The organism is Schaalia sp. 19OD2882 (assembly GCF_018986735.1).
Taxonomy (GTDB): Bacteria; Actinomycetota; Actinomycetes; order Actinomycetales; family Actinomycetaceae; genus Pauljensenia.
Genome location: NZ_CP065521.1, coordinates 1,538,407 through 1,554,912, shown reverse-complemented (window position 1 = coordinate 1,554,912; position 16,506 = coordinate 1,538,407). Strand labels below are relative to the sequence as shown.

The window sequence follows — 16,506 nt, the reverse complement described above, 5'->3', positions numbered from 1 at the left end:
CGGCCCCCACCTGCGCTCCTTCGCGGCGCGCCAACGACTACTCTGGCCTCATGAGTGACGCCCCTGAACTGCTCTCCTTCGACGAAGCCGCACGCCTGCTCGGCATCGAAGCTCGGCGCATCAAGCAACTGGTCCGCGACCACATCCTCTTCTCCGTCAAGGACGAGGGCGGGAAGCCGGCCATCCCCGCCGAAATCATCGTGCGTGGCGCAAACGGCTGGGAGCCGCTGTTCAACCTGCCGGGAACCCTCACGCTGCTCGACGACAACGGCTTCTCGGCCGAAGAAGCTGTCGCGTGGCTGTACACCGAGCAGGAGGAGTTGGGGCAGACGCCCATGCAGGCGTTGCTCGAGGGGCGTCACCACCGAGTCAACTCCATTGCGGGGGCACTCGGGTTCTGAGCCGCCCTCGACCCGATCAGCGGGGATGACGCCCGGCCGGGCGGAGCGGGTCTTCGAACGAGCGGAGACCTCGTGACCCGCAGGGGCTGGTCCCGATTCGGCAGGGTCAGGCGTCGCGTGCGGTGAGGACCCCGGAAAGCTCGGCGAGCACCCGGCGGGCATCATCGCAGAAGCCGGAGGTGGCCAGAACCCGGTCGCCCTCGTCGACAAGGTCGCGGATCATGGCCTCGTGCGGGCCGCGCCCTCGTGCCTCCACCACGGTGCGCACGTCATCGAGCATCTGACCCGACAAGTCCGCCCGCCCCACGCCGGAGGCGAGCAGCGCCCGTTCGGCTGCACTCGCATGACGCCAGGCAAGTCCCAACAGCACCGTCCGTTTGCCCTCGACCAGGTCGTCGCCCGCCGGCTTGCCTGTGGTCGCAGGGTCACCGAAGACCCCCAAGTCGTCGTCGCGCAACTGGAAGGCAATGCCCCACGGGGTGAGAACCTGCTCCAACACACGGATCCTGTCATCGGACACTCCCGCCGCGCAGGCCCCCAAGGCTGCAGGGTGGACCACCGAGTATCGCGCCGACTTGTGGGTGATCACCTTCAAGGCGGCCTCCACGTCGACACATGCGGCTTCCTCGTGGTCCAAGGGTACCTGTTCGGCGCGCACGTCCAGGTACTGGCCCATGGCGACCTCGGCATGCATCAGTGTGTACCGGCCCATCACGGCCGAAGCGTTGGCCCGGGGCAGGACCGCGCACTGGCGAGCCATGGCCCTCTCCGCAGCGGAGAAGAGAAGATCTCCGACCAGGATCGCGCCGGCCGTGCCGAAATCCTCCGCCGACCCCGACCAGCCGGACTCCCGGTGGATCGCGGAAAGACGCACATGCGGGGTCGGTCGCCCTCGCCGGGTCGGCGCATGGTCGATGACGTCGTCGTGCGCCAAGGCGCTGGCCTGGTAGAGCTCCAGGGCGGCCGCCAACAGGTCCAGGTTCGCCTCCAGGACCGGCGCATCGGTCAAGCCGGGAGCGAGCTGTCCGCCGAGCAGGGCCAACAGGCCCCGGAAGCGCTTGCCCGAACGGGCCGAGTCGATGGCCGTGGCCGCCATGGGTTGGGCGGCGTCGGGCAACTCCAGGGTGTCGAGAACGTCGACGAGGGCGTCGTGTGTGGCGCGGTCCACCCGCGTACGGTCCTGGGCGAAGGCGTCGCGGAGGGTGCTCATGGAGCGAAGCCTAATGGAGTCGAGGTGAGGCACGTGTCGCAGATCGGCGTGCGGAGCGCCGGGTATGATCGCCACATACTGCGGCCACGGAAAGGACTGCCCATGTCGATCCTCCTGTGCCATCACGGAAACGTGGCTTCGGCCCCCGCCCTGGACGCAGCCATCTCGGCCGTACGAGTCCAAGGAGGCCCGCTGCTGGTCCTGGACTGCATGGAAGAGGGCTCCGAGGCGGGAGAACACCTGTGGCGGCGCCTGGAAACCGTTGACATCCCCTTCGAGGTCGTCCCCTTGCGGGTCGGGCAGGATCCCGCCAGCGCCGTCCTGGAGACCGCCGCAGAGCGCGGCTGCGCGCTCGTGGTCCTGGCGCTTGCCCAACGCGGAGCCGGCGGGGCAACGGTGGGCCCCCAAGCCTCGCGGATCCTCCTCGAATGCCCCGTGCCGGTCCTGACCACGACGGCCCCGCAGGAGGGGTGAACGCGAGCACGAGACCATCCTCATGGTGGTCTGCGCGTGCGGACCCACCAGGGTCCGGGACTATAATTGTCGCTGTTCGCCGTGGCAAGCCCCACCGGCAGTCTTCCCGTCCACCTGAGAAAGGGACACGTGTGAGTGCAACCCGTGCCGGTTCCGCCGGCTCCACGGACTCGACCACCCCGAAGAAGCGTACCTCCCGAGCCAGGACTGCCAGTAGGGCGAATGCCCCAGAGGACGTGACCACCACCGACGCGGCCACCACCGACAAGGCCGTCACGGAAAAGGCGGCAGCGCCCGCGAAGAAGGCGCCCGCCCGCAAGCGCTCCACGGCGAAGAAGAAGACTTCGACCGACGAGACCACCACCACCGGCAAGACCTCTGCGACGGAAAAGTCCGCCGCTGACGAAGCCGGTACCGATGTGGCCAAGGCGCCCGTGAAGAAGGCGCCTGCCCGCAAGAAGACCACCTCGAAGGCCAAGGCAAAGGCCAAGGTCGCCACGGACGAGGGAGAAACCCCCGCGAAGAAGGCTCCCGCCCGCAAGAGGGCCACCTCCAAGGCCAAGGCAAAGGCCGAAACCCCCAAGGTCCAGGATGTCGACGCCGAAGACACCACGGACGAGGACCCCGAGGTCAGTGACGAGGACATCGAGATCTCCGACGAGGAGATCCCCGTGGACGAGGCCGACGAGTCCGGTGAGGGCGAGGACTCCTCCGACTCCGAGTCCGGCTCCGAGACCGCGCAGCAGAGCACGGCCAGTGTTCCTTCCCGGGTCAAGGGCGGCTTCGTCGTCTCCGACTCCGATGACACTGATGAACCCGTCCAACAGGTCACAGTCGCCGGTGCCACCGCCGACCCCGTCAAGGACTACCTCAAGCAGATCGGCAAGGTCTCCCTGCTGAACGCCGAACAGGAGGTCGACCTGGCTCGACGCATCGAAGCCGGCCTCTACGCGGAGTACAAGCTCAAGCACAACTACGACGAGATGACCTCCAAGGAGCGTCGCGAACTGCATTTCCTGGCCCAGGACGGTCAGCAGGCCAAGAATCACCTGCTGGAAGCCAACCTGCGTCTGGTCGTCTCCTTGGCCAAGCGCTACACCGGCCGTGGCATGCAGTTCCTGGACCTCATCCAGGAAGGCAACCTCGGTCTGATCCGTGCGGTCGAAAAGTTCGACTACACGAAGGGCTACAAGTTCTCGACCTACGCCACGTGGTGGATCCGTCAGGCGATCACTCGCGCCATGGCCGACCAGGCCCGCACCATCCGCATCCCCGTGCACATGGTGGAGGTCATCAACAAGCTGGCCCGCGTCCAGCGGCAGATGCTCCAGGACCTGGGGCGCGAACCCACGCCGGAGGAACTGGCCAAGGAACTCGACATGACCGCCGAGAAAGTCGTCGAGGTCCAAAAGTACGGGCGCGAACCCATCTCGCTGCACACTCCGCTGGGCGAGGACGGCGACTCCGAATTCGGAGACCTCATCGAGGACTCCGAGGCGGTGGTGCCCGCAGACGCCGTGTCCTTCACGCTGCTCCAGGAGCAGTTGCACAGGGTCCTCGACACCCTCTCCGAGAGAGAGGCCGGTGTGGTGGCCATGCGCTTCGGCCTGGGTGACGGCCAGCCCAAGACCTTGGACGAGATCGGCAAGGTCTACGGGGTCACTCGAGAGCGCATCCGCCAGATCGAGTCAAAGACCATGTCGAAGCTGCGCCACCCCTCACGTTCGCAGGTGCTGCGCGACTACCTCGACTGAGACCACGCAAACGCCCTGCACCCAACACGGGTGCAGGGCGTTCGTGTGTGATGACGTGGAGCGTGGAAGACTCGCTCGTGGGTGTTCCGCCCCGTTCTCGTGCGGATGATCCCGTACACGGTGCCCAGCGGGGAACACAGGGTTCGGGCCGGGACCGAGCGGGCCGGACAAGCACGCAAAAGCCCCTTGAGTTCGCAGAGCCCTTCCGGGCCCTCCGGGAGGCAGGGGCGCAGGTGCCTGCGCCGAAGGGACAGTACGCCCCGCCTCCGTCAAGCGTTGTCAACCACCGTGAGACGCTGGCTGATGTGCGGTCCTTTCGTGGGCGAGGCCCATCCGGGCCAATGGTGGCTGGGGACAGGCGCCGCACAGTGGTTCAGTCACCGCTGGCGCGACCGGGACCTCGCGCACCGTGGAGAGGCGCGATTCAGTCGGTGATCTGTTGGATCCCGAAGCGTTCGCGGACCTTCTCGTAGAGCTGGTTCGAAGTGCCGATCGCGCAATGGACGTGCTGGAGCAGCTGGCCGTCGGAGGCTCCGTGCTCGTAGTCGATGTTGACCTCGGCGTTGACATAGAGCTGACCGTCGTCACTCCACGTGTGGTAGGCCTTGGGCCAGATCTTGTCGCGGTGCCAGTCCTCGATGAAGGTGCGCAACTCGTCGACGTACTGCTCGGGCACGGGCTCGCGCATGCGAGAGGTGATGTGGAGAATCTCCTGGTCCTTGCCCGTGAGGATGAAGTAGAAGCCCGAGTAGCCCCAGCGGCCACCAAGATCACCGTCGTCGTCGACGAAGTAGTGCCACTCCTGCCTGTCGAAGATGTCCTTGAGGCGATCCTGGCTGATGGCGGCGACGGGGTTCTCCGGCTCAGCGGGAGAGGAGGAGAGGAAGTCGAACAGACCCATTGTCGAAAGGTCCTTTCAATTCGGGTGCCGGGCGGCCGTCAAGGGCGGTCCGCTCATGTGGGTGGTTGTTCGGTCAAGCGGGAGGAACCCGAGGCCGGGGGATGGGGGCGTCAGTTGCCGAGTTCCGTGGCGAGTGCCTTGAAGAACTGCTGCGAGGTGCCCAGGGCGCAGGAGACGTGCTGGTAGATCTGCTTGTCCGTGGCACCGTGCTCGTAGTCGATGGAGACCTCGGTGTACAGGCGGATGCGTCCCTCGTCGTCGATGCGGTGGTAGCACTTGGGCCACAACTTGCCACGGTGCCAGTTCGTGATGAACTCGCGGACCTGCTCGAGGCGATCCATCGGCAAGGAGCCGTGCCAGCGACCGCTGATGATCAGGATCTCCTTGTCCTCGCCGCGCAGCATGAAGTGGAAGTTGTCGTCATCCCACATGCCGCCCAGGTCGCCGTCACTGTCGACGTAGTAGTGCCACTTTTGTTCGTCGAAGACGGCCTTGATGCGGTCCTGGGTGACGATGGGGACACCGGAAGCGGGCGGACGGGATGCGAAAAGGCCCATGGGATCAATCTCCTAACACTTGCATTGATCACAAACCTACACGGCGACCTGTGTTCCCTGCCACCCGACGAAGGAGGGAAGTTGACTCGTGGCCGACCACGTCCGCGCTGGTCAGTCAGTCCTCCACGAGGAGGTGGCGCTCGTCGACGACTTCGAGTGCCTTCAGGCGCAGGGCGTCGATGTGATTGCGCGCGTGGTGGGCGCAAAAGTGCAAGTTACCCGACGCCATCGTCGCGCGCACCCAAGCCCGGGCTCCACACATGTCGCAACGGTCCGCAGCGGTCAGGACCGCGGAGTTGGCATTGGGGCGTTCGAGCGTGGAGCGTGCGTTCATGCCTCCATCAGATCACGTCCCGCCCTCGTCAGCGCGTCCCATCCGCCCGGGTTCGCCCTCGGCGCAACCGGCTCGCCCGTACCGAAGGACGAATCTCACGGGAACGCCGACGAATCTCGCGGGTGGTGAGATTCGTCCGTCAGCGCAGAGCCGACGAGTTCCGACACGAAGTCCGCGTTCCTCGCGTGGGGTGGGGCAGATGTGAGAGGGGTTTCCTAGGATGTCCGGGTGAGTCCAGCAGCGTCATCCGACTACAACGCCCGGCACCTCTCCGTCCTGGAGGGACTCGAGGCCGTGCGCAAACGCCCCGGCATGTACATCGGCTCGACCGACCACAGGGGCCTCATGCACTGCCTGTGGGAGATCATCGACAACGCCGTGGACGAGGCCCTTGAAGGACATTGCACAACCATCGACGTGCGACTGCACCCGGACCACTCGGCCTCCGTGGCCGACAACGGCCGAGGCGTCCCCGTCGACGAAGTCCCCGGGGTGGGCCTGTCAGGAGTCGAAGTCGTCTACACCAAGCTGCACGCCGGAGGCAAGTTCGGCGGCGGGTCGTACTCTTCCTCCGGCGGCCTGCACGGTGTGGGCGCCTCCGTGGTCAACGCCCTGTCCGCACGAATGGACGTCCAGGTCGACCGCGGTGGAAAGACCCACCAGATGTGCTTCCGCCGTGGAGAACCCGGAGAATTCGACGACTCGCGCCAGCGCACCCCGAACTCGCCCTTCACTCCCTTCACCGACTCCTCGGCCCTCAAAACCGTCGCCAAGGTGAAAAGGGCGGTGACCGGCACCCGAGTGCGCTTTTGGGCAGACTTCCAGATCTTTCCCTCCACCGAAGGTTTCGCCTGGGACACCCTGCTGGCGCGTGCCCGCCAGACCGCCTTCCTGGTGCCGGGCCTGACCATCAACTGCTGGGACGAGCGTGGCGACGAGGTCCTGCACGAGTCCTTCCGCTTCGACGGAGGTGTGGTGGACTTCGCCGACTGGCTGGCCACCGACGGTCCTGTCACCGACACGTGGCACATCACCGGAACGGGCACTTTCACCGAGACCGTCCAGGCACTGGACCCCGACTCCGGGCACCTGAAGGCCACCGAGGTCGAACGCACCTGCGAGGTCGACTGCGCCATCCGGTGGGGGATCGGCTACGACACCCACTCCCAGTCCTTCGTCAACATCATCGCCACCCCCAAGGGTGGGACACATGTCGCCGGCTTCGAACAGGCCGTGCTCAAGGTGCTGCGTGCCCATGTCGACAAGAATGCCCGCAAGCTCAAGGTCGGCCCCAAGGACGGACGGCCCGAGAAGGAGGACGTCCTGGCCGGCCTGACCGCGGTGGTCACAGTCCGCTTCCCCGAACCCCAGTTCGAAGGACAGACCAAGGAGGTCCTGGGCACCCCGCAGGTGCGCACGGTGGTCGCCAGGGTCGTGGGGGACTGGCTGGACGCGAAGTTCGCCTCCTCAAGGCGTGACGACAAGCAGCAGACGCAGATGCTGCTGGAAAAGGTCGTCGGTGAGATGAAGGCTCGCGTCTCGGCACGTATCCACAAGGAGATCTCCCGACGCAAGAACGCACTGGAGACCTCGTCCCTGCCGGCCAAATTGGCCGACTGTCGGATGGAGGACGTCTCCCAGACCGAACTGTTCATCGTCGAGGGCGACTCCGCGCTGGGCACGGCCAAGGCCGCCCGCAACAGCCAGTACCAGGCGCTCTTCCCGATCCGTGGAAAGATCCTCAACGTCCAGAAGGCCTCCACGGCCGACATGCTGGGAAACGCGGAATGCGCCAACATCATCCAAGTCATCGGTGCGGGTTCGGGTCGCACCTTCGACCTGGACCAGGCGCGCTACGGCAAGGTGATCCTCATGACGGACGCCGACGTGGACGGCGCCCACATCCGTACTCTGCTGCTCACCCTCTTCTTCCGCTACATGCGCCCCATGGTCGAAGCCGGCCGCGTCTACGCGGCCGTGCCACCCCTGCACCGCATCGAGGTCCAAGCCAAGGGCCGCAAGAGCCGTGAGCTCATCTACACCTACTCCGAGGACGAGATGCACCGGACCCTGGCCTCCCTGCGCAAGTCCGGGCGCACGTGGAGGGAACCCATCCAGCGTTACAAGGGTCTGGGCGAGATGGACGCCGACCAGCTGGCCGAGACGACCATGGATCGTCAGCACCGCTCCTTGCGTCGCATCACCTTGGCCGATGAGGCCTCCCTGCGTGAGGCCGAGGACGTCTTCGAGCTGCTCATGGGCTCCGTCGTGGGCCCCAGGAAGGACTTCATCGTCGACGAGGCCGCTCATCTGGACCGTGACCGGATCGACGCCTGAACGCCCGTCCTCTCCCATTGCGCTTGCACTCGCGCACGTTGCGCGGGACTTTGGACCTGTTCGGCGTCCTCAGCCCGTAGGATGAGCCCATGACCGGACTAGCGCAGCGCCTCGACCCGCCCTCGTCCGTTCGCCGCCCAGGAAGCCACCTCGGGCTGCGCTGGCGACCGTTGATCGCCGGTGACGCGCCCGGCGTGTACGACCTGTGCCAGCGGACGGAGCGGGCGGACGATGCGATCAGGCGCACTGCGCCCCTTGTCGTGGCCAACATGGTCGAGGGCGCCCACGGCACCGACGTCTACGAGACCATCGTGGGTCTGGACAGTCAACGCACCATCGTGGCGGCGGCATGGGTGAAGATCCTGCGAGACATCCCCGAGGCCGCGATCGCCGTGGTGGGTGCCGTCATCGACCCGAAGTGGCGTGGCAGGGGAGTGGGACGCTCCCTCCTGCACTGGCAGGTCGGACGCGCCCGCCAGTTGTTGGTCGAGGTCCACGGGGCAGACAGTGAGCTTCCCGCATCGATCGTCAACTACGTGGACTCCCACATGGCCGACCGGCGCCGCCTCCACATCGCCGCAGGATTCTCGGCCAAACGAACCTTCCAGCTCATGTACCGTGAACTCGAGGGCGGCGAAACCATGCCGAAGGTGCCCGATGGATACCGTCTGGTCACTTCTGACCGTGTGCCCGTCGAGGTCATTCACGACGCACACATGGCGGCCTTCCTCGACCACTACCGCTCCCACCTTCGGGGGCGCTGGTGGAAGGACGCGCTGCCCGACCTGGAGAGCCGCTGGTCATGGATCCTGCTGGACGGGCAGGGCGAGGTCGCCGCCTACTCCTTGGCGGGACGCCCCACCGCGAAATGGGCGGCCACCGGCAAGCCGGAGGCCTACGTGTACCTGGTCGGCGTGCTGCCCGGACACCGTGGACGCTCCCTTGCCTCAGTGGTCCTGGGCGCCACCGTGGCCTCCGCGGCGGCCAGTGGCATGCCGAAGATCGGCCTGGACGTGGACACGAAGTCCGCATCGGCCGCCCACGCGATCTACGAGCACTTCGGTTTCGTGGACGAGCGGGCCGAAGTCCTCTACGCGATCGACCTGTGAACCCCCGCCCTCCATGCCCTGACCGCCGATTCGACCCGGAAGGAGGACGCCGTGCCTGAACCGACCACCGGCTCCCTGCCATTGGCCGTGCGTGCCAATGCGCCGGCGGACGTTCCCTTCCCGGTCAGTGCCCACGGGGTCGAGTGGAGCGAACTCACCGTCGAACACCTGCACCCGTTGGCCAATCTCGTGGCGCGCATCGAGGCCAGGGACAACCCGCCATTTCGGACCTCGCCGGACGAAGTCTTCGAGATGCTCTCCAGCGGAACCCAGTGGCGTGGGGTGGCAGGTTTTGCCACGCGCGGCATGGCCAATGGGCGCATGGTGGCCTTCGCGCAGGTGGAGTTGCGTTTCCCGGGGCATGTCGAGTGCGTGTGCCAAGGCGGGGTGGACCCGGCGTTCCGCCGTGTGGGCCTGGGGGCCTCGCTGGTGGCGTGGCAGGAGATGGCGGCGCGCCAGATGCTGGCCGGCATTCCCGGCAACGGGCCCGCACAGATTGTCGCCCAGGTCGAGACCGGCCAGGAGGACCACGAGGAACACCTGAAGGCCCGTGGATTTCGCTGGGCGCGCACCTACTACGAGTTGCGCGCCGACCTGCGCGTCCTGCCGCAGATGCCGGACTTGGGACGCTGGCTGGAGGTGGAGCCGTGGGGCCCCCAGTGGGAGGAGCCCACCCGCCACTTGGCGAACCGGATCTCCGAGCAGGAGTGGGGACGCCGTCCGATCACCGCCGAGCAGTGGAGCATGGGGCGCACGGCCTTCGTTCCCGAATGGTCCTTCGTCGCCGTGGACAAGAAGGGGGACCGGCCACGTGTGGCGGGTTTCCTCATGGCTTCCCGCTACGTCCAGGACTGGGCCGCCCTGGGATGGCGTGAGGGGTACATCGACCAGATGGCCGTGGACCAGGACTACCGTAATGCGCACGTCGTGGACGCCCTCGTCGTGTCCTCCATGCACGCCCAGGCGGCTGACGGCATGGACCGTACGGGGGCGGGATTGGGGTCGGCGAACCATTCGGGCGCGTTGGCCGTCTACGACTACCTGGGCTTCCGCACGGTGGGCCAGTCGCGTCTGTACGCCATCGAGATCTGACAGGGGCGGGACAGGCGGTGGCCCCCGCGTCCCCACGGCAAAAGGCGAGGGCGGGGCGCCCTCGCCTTCGCACTGCCAGCGCCGGACCTCAGCCCAAGGTGGCGATGGGCAGGGATATCGGTGAACCCGAGCCGTCGCGGCGGGCATCCTCGGCAGGAAGCTCCACGGCGCTGCCGTCGGCTGAGGCCGCACGGGAGGGCCGGGGGCCCACCCACGCGATGTCCAGACGGTCCTCGCCTCGCAGGAAACGCTGGGCGCGCACCCCTTGGCCACCGCGACCCTTGACGGGGTAGAGCTCGAAGGGCGTGACCTTGACCGTCGTCTGGCCCGTTCCAGGCAGCGCTCCGGCGGCCGCCGCCACCGTGACGACCACCGCCTCCTCAGCCTGTTCGACCACCCAGAAACCAATGGCCTCGGCCCCCGCAGAAAGCTTCATGCCGGCCATGCCTGCGGCTGTGCGACCCTGCGGGCGCACCTTGGCGGCGGGGGTCCGCAGCAACTGCGCATCCGAGGACACGAAGACCAGGTCCGCATCCTGCGAGCACACGGACAAGCCCACAAGGCGGTCACCGGCCTCCAGGGCGATGATCTCCCACTCGTCGCGTTGGAGCGCGTCGGGCTTCAGGCGTTTGACGACCCCTTGGGCGGTGCCCATGGCGACGACCGAATCGCCGTCGGGGTCCAGCAGGCCCACGGCGGGGGAGTCGGTGTGCAGCAGCAGCCGCGCGGGGGTGGCCGCTGCCAGCGACAATCCGGTCTCAAAACGAGGCAGCGCCGGCAGGTCCAGCACGTCGAGCCTGTGGGCCACGCCGTCCGCGGTGACCACAGCCACCTGGGAGCGGGCCGTCGACGCGATCTGGGCGCGCCACCCGTCGTGCGCGGCGCGCGTCCCACCCGGTTCGAGCGGGTCGGCGCCTTGGATTCGGGCTAGAGCACCGGTGGCCGACAGGACCACAGTGCACGGCTCGTCCGCGATCTCCAGGTCCAACCCCTTGCCAGAACGTGGTGCCGCCGGCAGGGCTGCCGCAGCAAGGGCGGAGGTGGGCATGCCCGCCCCGACCGTCCCGGCGACCCCGGCCGCCGAAGAGGCGGCCACGCCCTCGGCCCCCGTGGAGGTGAGCAGGACGGTGCGTCGCGCAGTCCCCAGCCGCGCGCTGACCTCCTGCATCTCGGACTTGACCAGCGCGTGCAGCAGTGAGGTGGAGGCGAGAATCTCCTCCAACCCGGCGATGCGTGCACCCAGGTCGTCGCGTTCGGACTCCAACTCGAGCCGTGAGAACTTCGTCAGGCGACGCAGGCGCAGCTCCAGGATGTGGTTCGCCTGGACCTCCGACAAGTCGAAGGCCGTCATGAGGCGCCCGCGGGCACTGTCCACGTCCTCGGAGGAACGGATGATGGCAATGACGTCGTCGATGTCGAGCACCGCGATGAGCAGGCCCTCGACCAGGTGCAGGCGGTCACGGAATTTGCCCAGGCGGAACTCGCAGCGCCTGCGGGTCACCCCGATCCTGTGGTCGAGGAAGACTCGGAGCATTTCCTTCAAGCCCAGCGTGCGCGGCTGGCCGTCGACCAGGGCCACGGCGTTGATGGAGAAGGAGTCCTCCAAGGGGGTGCGCTGGTAGAGCTGTTGGAGGACGGCCTCCGGGTTGAAACCGTTCTTGACCTCGATGACCAGACGAAGGCCGTGGACCCGGTCCGTGAGGTTCTGGACCGAGGAGATGCCCTTGAGGCGGCCGGCGGAGACGTTTTCCTTGATCTTCTCGATGACCTTCTCCGGGCCGACCATGTAGGGCAGCTCCGTGACCACCAGACCGACTTTGCGGGCGGTCACGCGTTCGATCTGCACCTTCGCACGGGTGCGGAATGCGCCGCGGCCCGTCTCATAGGCCTCACGCACCCCGTCCAGGCCGACGATGACGCCACCTTCAGGCAGGTCCGGGCCGGGCACGTAACGCATGAGCTCCTCGGTGTCGGCCTCCGGATGGTCCAGCAGGTGGCATGCGGCCGCAATGGTCTCGGCCAAGTTGTGGGGGGCGATGTTGGTGGCCATGCCCACGGCGATGCCCGAGGCGCCGTTGACGAGCAACTGAGGAAAGGCCGCTGGCAGGACCTCGGGCTGCATGAACTGGTTGTCGTAGTTGGGGACGAAGTCGACGGTGTCCTCGTCCAGGCCGGCCACCAGGTCCATGGCTGCGGGCGCCAGGCGCGCCTCCGTGTAGCGGGCGGCCGCCGGACCGTCGTCCAGGGAACCGAAGTTGCCGTGCCCGTCCACCAGCGGCACCCGCAGGTTGAAGGGTTGGGCCAGGCGGACCAGGGCGTCGTAGATCGCCGAGTCGCCGTGCGGGTGGAGTTTGCCCATGACCTCACCGACGACACGCTGGGACTTCACGTGCCCGCGGTCGGGGCGCAGCCCCATCTGGTCCATCTGGAACAGGATGCGCCGCTGGACGGGTTTGAGACCGTCGCGGGCATCGGGCAGCGCGCGCGCGTGGATGACCGAGACCGCGTATTCGAGGAACGAGGTGCGCATCTCCGCCGAGACGTCGATCTCGGAAATGTTCTCCTCGGAGTCCAGAGGCAATGGTTGGTCCTTCACACGCATGGACTCCATTGTCCACAGGGCGCCCGCACCTGCTTCGACTCCCACGCCGTCTCAAGGCACAATGGGCCACGTGAGTCCATGGCACGACATCGAGCGCATCGGCTTCTACCCGCAGGTCGTCCAGCGCACCTTGCGCCGCGTCCTCGGCGGCGTCGAACCCGAGGTGGTCCTGCACCAACTCGACGCCGGTTTCGACCGCGGGTCGATGTTCCGTCACCTCACCCTCATCGCCGTCTCACGCCCGGCACCCGAGGCGCCTCACGGGCGCAGCGGCCGCGTGCTGGTCCACCTGCACGTCGATGAACTCGAGGACGGGGGAGCGTCCGTGGCCACGGCCATTCACCCGCTGACCAAGCTCAAGGGTCTGGCCCTGAGCGAAGTCGTGCCCTCCCCCGTGGACGGATCCGCCGCCGAAGAGGTCACCGTGTCCCTGGACCTGGGCGGAGTGCGCCGCACGGACCTTGAACCCGCGCACTGCGACGACCCGGAGTGCGCGGCGGACCACGGCTACACGGGAACCACCGTTCCGGACGACCTCGTCATCCGAGTGAGCGCCACAGCCGACGGCGAGGATTCCCTGGCCCGCGCGCACGCCCTCGTGGACCTGCTGTGCGCAGAACTGACCGGGAACCCCCGTGCCTGACCTGCCCGAGCCGGCGGCCCTGCCGCTTCCCGACCTGACCCGTCTGGACCTGCCGGGGGCCAGCCTGCCCGGACCGGGAGACCTTCGCCTGACCGACGTCCTCGGAGCCCTCGTCGCCTGCCTGGACCCCAAGCTGCCCGGCGCTCGCCCAGAAGCCGCCGAACACATCGGCCTGGACAGCGGCGAGCAGGCCCTGGTCGTCATGGTCGACGGGCTGGGCCTTGTGCCGCTTCGCGAACACTACGGGCACGCACCCACACTGCGGCGCCTGCGATCGGCGACCCTGCACGCCCACACCGTCGCCCCCTCGACCACCGCCGCCGGCATCACCGCGCTGGCCACCGGCGCCTACCCCGGGGCCACGCGAATGGTCGGCTACAGCGTCGCCCACGGGTCGGGAGTCATGAACCTCCTCGCCTTCGAAGGCGGGCCCGATCCACGACAGTGGCAGCCCGTCGCACCGATCTTTGAGAGGCTGGACCAGGTGGGGGTGGCCTCGGCGGTCGTCTCGCCGCCGAGCTTCGCCGGTTCTGGCCTGACCAGGGCCGCCCTTCGTGGGGCGCGCCACGTACCCGCCGTGAGCTGGGAGGACCGCTGCGCTGCGGCCCTGAGGGAACTGCGAGCGGGCACACCACTGGTCTACCTGTACTGGTCGGACATCGACCATGCCGGCCACGGGCACGGACTGGCCTCCAACCAGTGGGTGGAGGCCCTCGAGCACGTCGACGCCGGGCTCGCCTCCCTGCTGCGACGCCTTCCCAGCCGCGTGCGCGCCGTGCTGACCGCCGACCACGGCATGGTCGACGTGCGCCGCGAGGACCTCACTGACGTGGCCGCCACCCCTGAACTGGCCGAGGGAGTGCGGATCATTGCCGGCGAGACGCGCGCGGTCCACGTCCACTGCGAGCCGGGGCGGGCCGACGAGGTCGAGGAGCGGTGGCGCGCCTTCCTGGGAGAGGAGGCGTGGGTGGTTTCCGGCCCGCACGTTTCGGCCCTGCTGGGCCCGGGCCCCGGCTGCGACCAGGTCGGGGACTTCCTGGTCCACCCACGAGGGCGGCGAGGCGTCGTCGACTCGCGCACCCAGAGTGAAGGGGCGATCTCGCTGGTGGGAGTGCACGGTTCGCTGACGGAAGACGAAATGCTGGTGCCGGTGGTTCGCCTGGCCTGAAGGCTCACGGGCGGACCGGGGGGACGCGGGTCGACCAAGGCATGGGGTGTGGCCGGGCCGCTCAGCGGTGCGCGTCGATCCACGGGTCGACGAGGTCGTGGTAGACCTGAGGCGCGTCGCGCCTGATGCAATGACCCACCCCGTCCACATCGACTCGGGTGACCAGAGGATTGGCCTGCGGGCGGGGATCCCCGGCGAAGAACCCGTCCCTGTCGTACAACACCAAGGTCGGCACCTGCAGGCGCCCCAGCGGGTCCGAAGGGATGAGCGATTCCAGGTGGAACCCCTCGAACAGGCCCACGTCCATCTTGGCCTTGGCAAGCGCCCACGCCTCGATCTCGGTGTCGGACCACGGGGTCTGCCGCTTCATGCGCGCCTTCTCGCCGTCCAGTCGCTCCGCGAAGCCGGTGAGCTTTTCGATGTGCTCCTGGTTGAAGTTCGCTGGTCGCGCCGAATCCGATGACAGAGCCGGGTCCTCCAGGACCAGGGCGCGCACCAGGTCCGGTCGTGCCAAGGCGGCCAGGGTTCCGATCCGGCCACCTTGGGAATGACCGACGAGCACCGGCGGTTCCGGCAGGGACTCGAGCAGGCCGAGCAGGTCCTCGGTCCACACCCTGTCGGTGTGCGCCCGCTGGTCGGCAGTGAGGCGAGGAGAGTCGCCGTGGCTGCGCATGTCCGGACACAGGATCCACCACGCGGCACCCCAATGAGCCACGGCGTCGGGCCAACACCGCCCCGAATCCGTCAGTCCGTGCGCCAGCACCAGCGTTGCAGCACCCTCGGTCCCACCGCAGTGGACCATCATCCCTGTCGCCGTCGTCATCGTGTCCATGGGCAGATCGTAGTCTTCGGGAGTGTGGCTACACTCGCGCACATGAGCGCCCTCGTCACACCTCCGAAGTCCCGGCCGGGAGACGGAATAGCCGTCCTGTCACCCTCCCTGGCCGGACCGGCACTGGGGCCCCAGGTCCACGACCAGGCCATGCGCCGCCTCGAGGAGGCCACCGGTCTGCTCCCCGTCGAATTCCCCACCACCCGTGACCTGCGCGCAAGCTTTGCCGCACGTGCCGCCGACGTCGAGGCGGCCCTGCGTGATCCGGACATCACGGCAATCATCGCCACCGTGGGAGGCGACGACCAGGTCGGCGTCATCGGCAGGATCGACCCGACACTCGTGCGCGAACACCCGACGACCTTCCTCGGCCACTCCGACAACACGCACCTGCACCACCTCTGGCGTTCCAACGGGGTCCGCTCCTACTACGGGGGCTCCACCATGGTGCACATCGGGCCGGGACCGGCCATTGACCCCGTCCACCTGGCTTCCCTGCGGGCCGCCCTCGTCGACGGGGGCCGCCTGGAGATCACCGAGCCCGGAAGCTCCGAAGACTTCGGCGTCGAATGGAGCGACCCACGGGCACTGGTGGAAAACGGTGGACGCACGTCCACCGAACCCTGGAGGTGGGCAGGTGAGGCCACCGTCACCGGGCCCACATGGGGCGGGTGCATCGAGACCCTGACCGAGGTGCTGCTGGCCGACCGGGCAGGTGTGGCACCGGGTGACCTGGACGGTGCCGTCCTGCTGCTGGAGTCCAGCGAAGACATCATGCCCACCAGGGCACTGCTGCGTTTCCTTCGCGCCCTCGGGGAAAGAGGCCTGCTCGCAGCCGCCGGAGCCGTCCTGTTCGCCCGGCCACCAGTGTCCAACTTCGACCACGTGCCCTCCGGCCGGGTCCGGGAGCGCATGCGGGCCGAACGCTATGACACCGTCGTCGAAGTGGTCGGAGCCTACAACCCCGACGCCCCGGTCGTGTGCGGCGTCCCCTTCGGACACACCAAGCCCCAGTGGATCCTGCCCCACGGGGGCGCGATCACCGTCGACGCGGGCCGCAAGCGCCTGTGGGCCGACTACGACTGAGGCTCG

15 protein-coding genes are annotated in these 16,506 nt (G+C 67.8%); 9 read left to right on the top strand and 6 right to left on the bottom strand.

The window, feature by feature from the left end:
• The first annotated feature begins 50 nt into the window (after positions 1 to 50).
• Positions 51 to 401: an Rv2175c family DNA-binding protein gene (locus I6B53_RS06875; RefSeq protein ID WP_216763551.1), complete on the top strand. Its 351-nt coding sequence runs from the start codon at positions 51 to 53 to the stop codon at positions 399 to 401.
• Between the two features lie 106 nt (positions 402 to 507).
• On the opposite strand, the gene I6B53_RS06870 is transcribed toward I6B53_RS06875, so the two are convergent.
• Positions 508 to 1,611 carry a polyprenyl synthetase family protein gene (locus I6B53_RS06870; protein ID WP_216763550.1) on the bottom strand — a complete coding sequence of 368 codons (1,104 nt, stop codon included), beginning with the start codon at positions 1,609 to 1,611 and terminating at the stop codon, positions 508 to 510.
• Positions 1,612 to 1,713: 102 nt separating this feature from the next.
• Between I6B53_RS06870 and I6B53_RS06865 the strand changes: the two genes are divergently transcribed.
• Both I6B53_RS06865 and I6B53_RS06860 read left to right on the top strand, forming a co-directional pair.
• Entirely contained in the window at positions 1,714 to 2,085 is a 372-nt protein-coding gene (locus I6B53_RS06865; RefSeq protein WP_216763549.1) for a universal stress protein, read from the top strand.
• 131 nt (positions 2,086 to 2,216) lie between these two features.
• Positions 2,217 to 3,839 carry an RNA polymerase sigma factor gene (locus I6B53_RS06860; RefSeq protein WP_216763548.1) on the top strand — a complete coding sequence of 541 codons (1,623 nt, stop codon included), beginning with the start codon at positions 2,217 to 2,219 and terminating at the stop codon, positions 3,837 to 3,839.
• A 424-nt stretch (positions 3,840 to 4,263) separates the two neighbouring features.
• Here I6B53_RS06860 and I6B53_RS06855 read toward each other — a convergent pair whose 3' ends face one another.
• From I6B53_RS06855 to I6B53_RS06845, 3 genes are all read right to left on the bottom strand, one after another.
• On the bottom strand, positions 4,264 to 4,740 hold the full coding sequence (locus I6B53_RS06855) for a YbjN domain-containing protein (RefSeq protein ID WP_216763547.1): 477 nt from the start codon (positions 4,738 to 4,740) through the stop codon (positions 4,264 to 4,266).
• A 110-nt stretch (positions 4,741 to 4,850) separates the two neighbouring features.
• Positions 4,851 to 5,297, bottom strand: a complete 447-nt coding sequence (locus I6B53_RS06850; protein ID WP_216763546.1) for a YbjN domain-containing protein — start codon at positions 5,295 to 5,297, stop codon at positions 4,851 to 4,853.
• Between the two features lie 115 nt (positions 5,298 to 5,412).
• Positions 5,413 to 5,631, bottom strand: a complete 219-nt coding sequence (locus I6B53_RS06845) for a hypothetical protein (protein WP_216763545.1) — start codon at positions 5,629 to 5,631, stop codon at positions 5,413 to 5,415.
• Positions 5,632 to 5,859: 228 nt separating this feature from the next.
• On the opposite strand from I6B53_RS06845, the gene I6B53_RS06840 reads away from it, so the two are divergent.
• The 3 genes from I6B53_RS06840 (at position 5,860) to I6B53_RS06830 (ending at position 10,169) form a co-directional block, all read left to right on the top strand.
• Positions 5,860 to 7,968, top strand: a complete 2,109-nt coding sequence (locus I6B53_RS06840; RefSeq protein ID WP_216763544.1) for a type IIA DNA topoisomerase subunit B — start codon at positions 5,860 to 5,862, stop codon at positions 7,966 to 7,968.
• Positions 7,969 to 8,057: 89 nt separating this feature from the next.
• Positions 8,058 to 9,077 (top strand): GNAT family N-acetyltransferase, encoded by a 1,020-nt coding sequence (locus tag I6B53_RS06835; RefSeq protein WP_216763543.1) that lies wholly within the window; start codon positions 8,058 to 8,060, stop codon positions 9,075 to 9,077.
• A gap of 51 nt (positions 9,078 to 9,128) precedes the next feature.
• Positions 9,129 to 10,169 (top strand): GNAT family N-acetyltransferase, encoded by a 1,041-nt coding sequence (locus I6B53_RS06830; RefSeq protein WP_253953803.1) that lies wholly within the window; start codon positions 9,129 to 9,131, stop codon positions 10,167 to 10,169.
• Positions 10,170 to 10,257: 88 nt separating this feature from the next.
• Here I6B53_RS06830 and I6B53_RS06825 read toward each other — a convergent pair whose 3' ends face one another.
• Positions 10,258 to 12,771, bottom strand: a complete 2,514-nt coding sequence (locus I6B53_RS06825) for a DNA topoisomerase (ATP-hydrolyzing) subunit A (RefSeq protein WP_216763542.1) — start codon at positions 12,769 to 12,771, stop codon at positions 10,258 to 10,260.
• A gap of 70 nt (positions 12,772 to 12,841) precedes the next feature.
• On the opposite strand from I6B53_RS06825, the gene I6B53_RS06820 reads away from it, so the two are divergent.
• Both I6B53_RS06820 and I6B53_RS06815 read left to right on the top strand, forming a co-directional pair.
• The gene (locus I6B53_RS06820) at positions 12,842 to 13,414 is read left to right on the top strand and encodes a DUF5998 family protein (protein WP_253953802.1); all 573 of its coding nucleotides are present in this window, start codon (positions 12,842 to 12,844) and stop codon (positions 13,412 to 13,414) included.
• Between the two features lies 1 nt (position 13,415).
• Positions 13,416 to 14,582: an alkaline phosphatase family protein gene (locus I6B53_RS06815; RefSeq protein ID WP_253954014.1), complete on the top strand. Its 1,167-nt coding sequence runs from the start codon at positions 13,416 to 13,418 to the stop codon at positions 14,580 to 14,582.
• A gap of 61 nt (positions 14,583 to 14,643) precedes the next feature.
• Here I6B53_RS06815 and I6B53_RS06810 read toward each other — a convergent pair whose 3' ends face one another.
• On the bottom strand, positions 14,644 to 15,414 hold the full coding sequence (locus tag I6B53_RS06810; protein WP_216763540.1) for an alpha/beta fold hydrolase: 771 nt from the start codon (positions 15,412 to 15,414) through the stop codon (positions 14,644 to 14,646).
• A gap of 42 nt (positions 15,415 to 15,456) precedes the next feature.
• On the opposite strand from I6B53_RS06810, the gene I6B53_RS06805 reads away from it, so the two are divergent.
• A complete protein-coding gene (locus I6B53_RS06805; RefSeq protein ID WP_216763539.1) occupies positions 15,457 to 16,500 on the top strand; it encodes an LD-carboxypeptidase in 1,044 nt (347 codons plus the stop codon).
• The last annotated feature ends 6 nt before the right edge of the window (positions 16,501 to 16,506 follow it).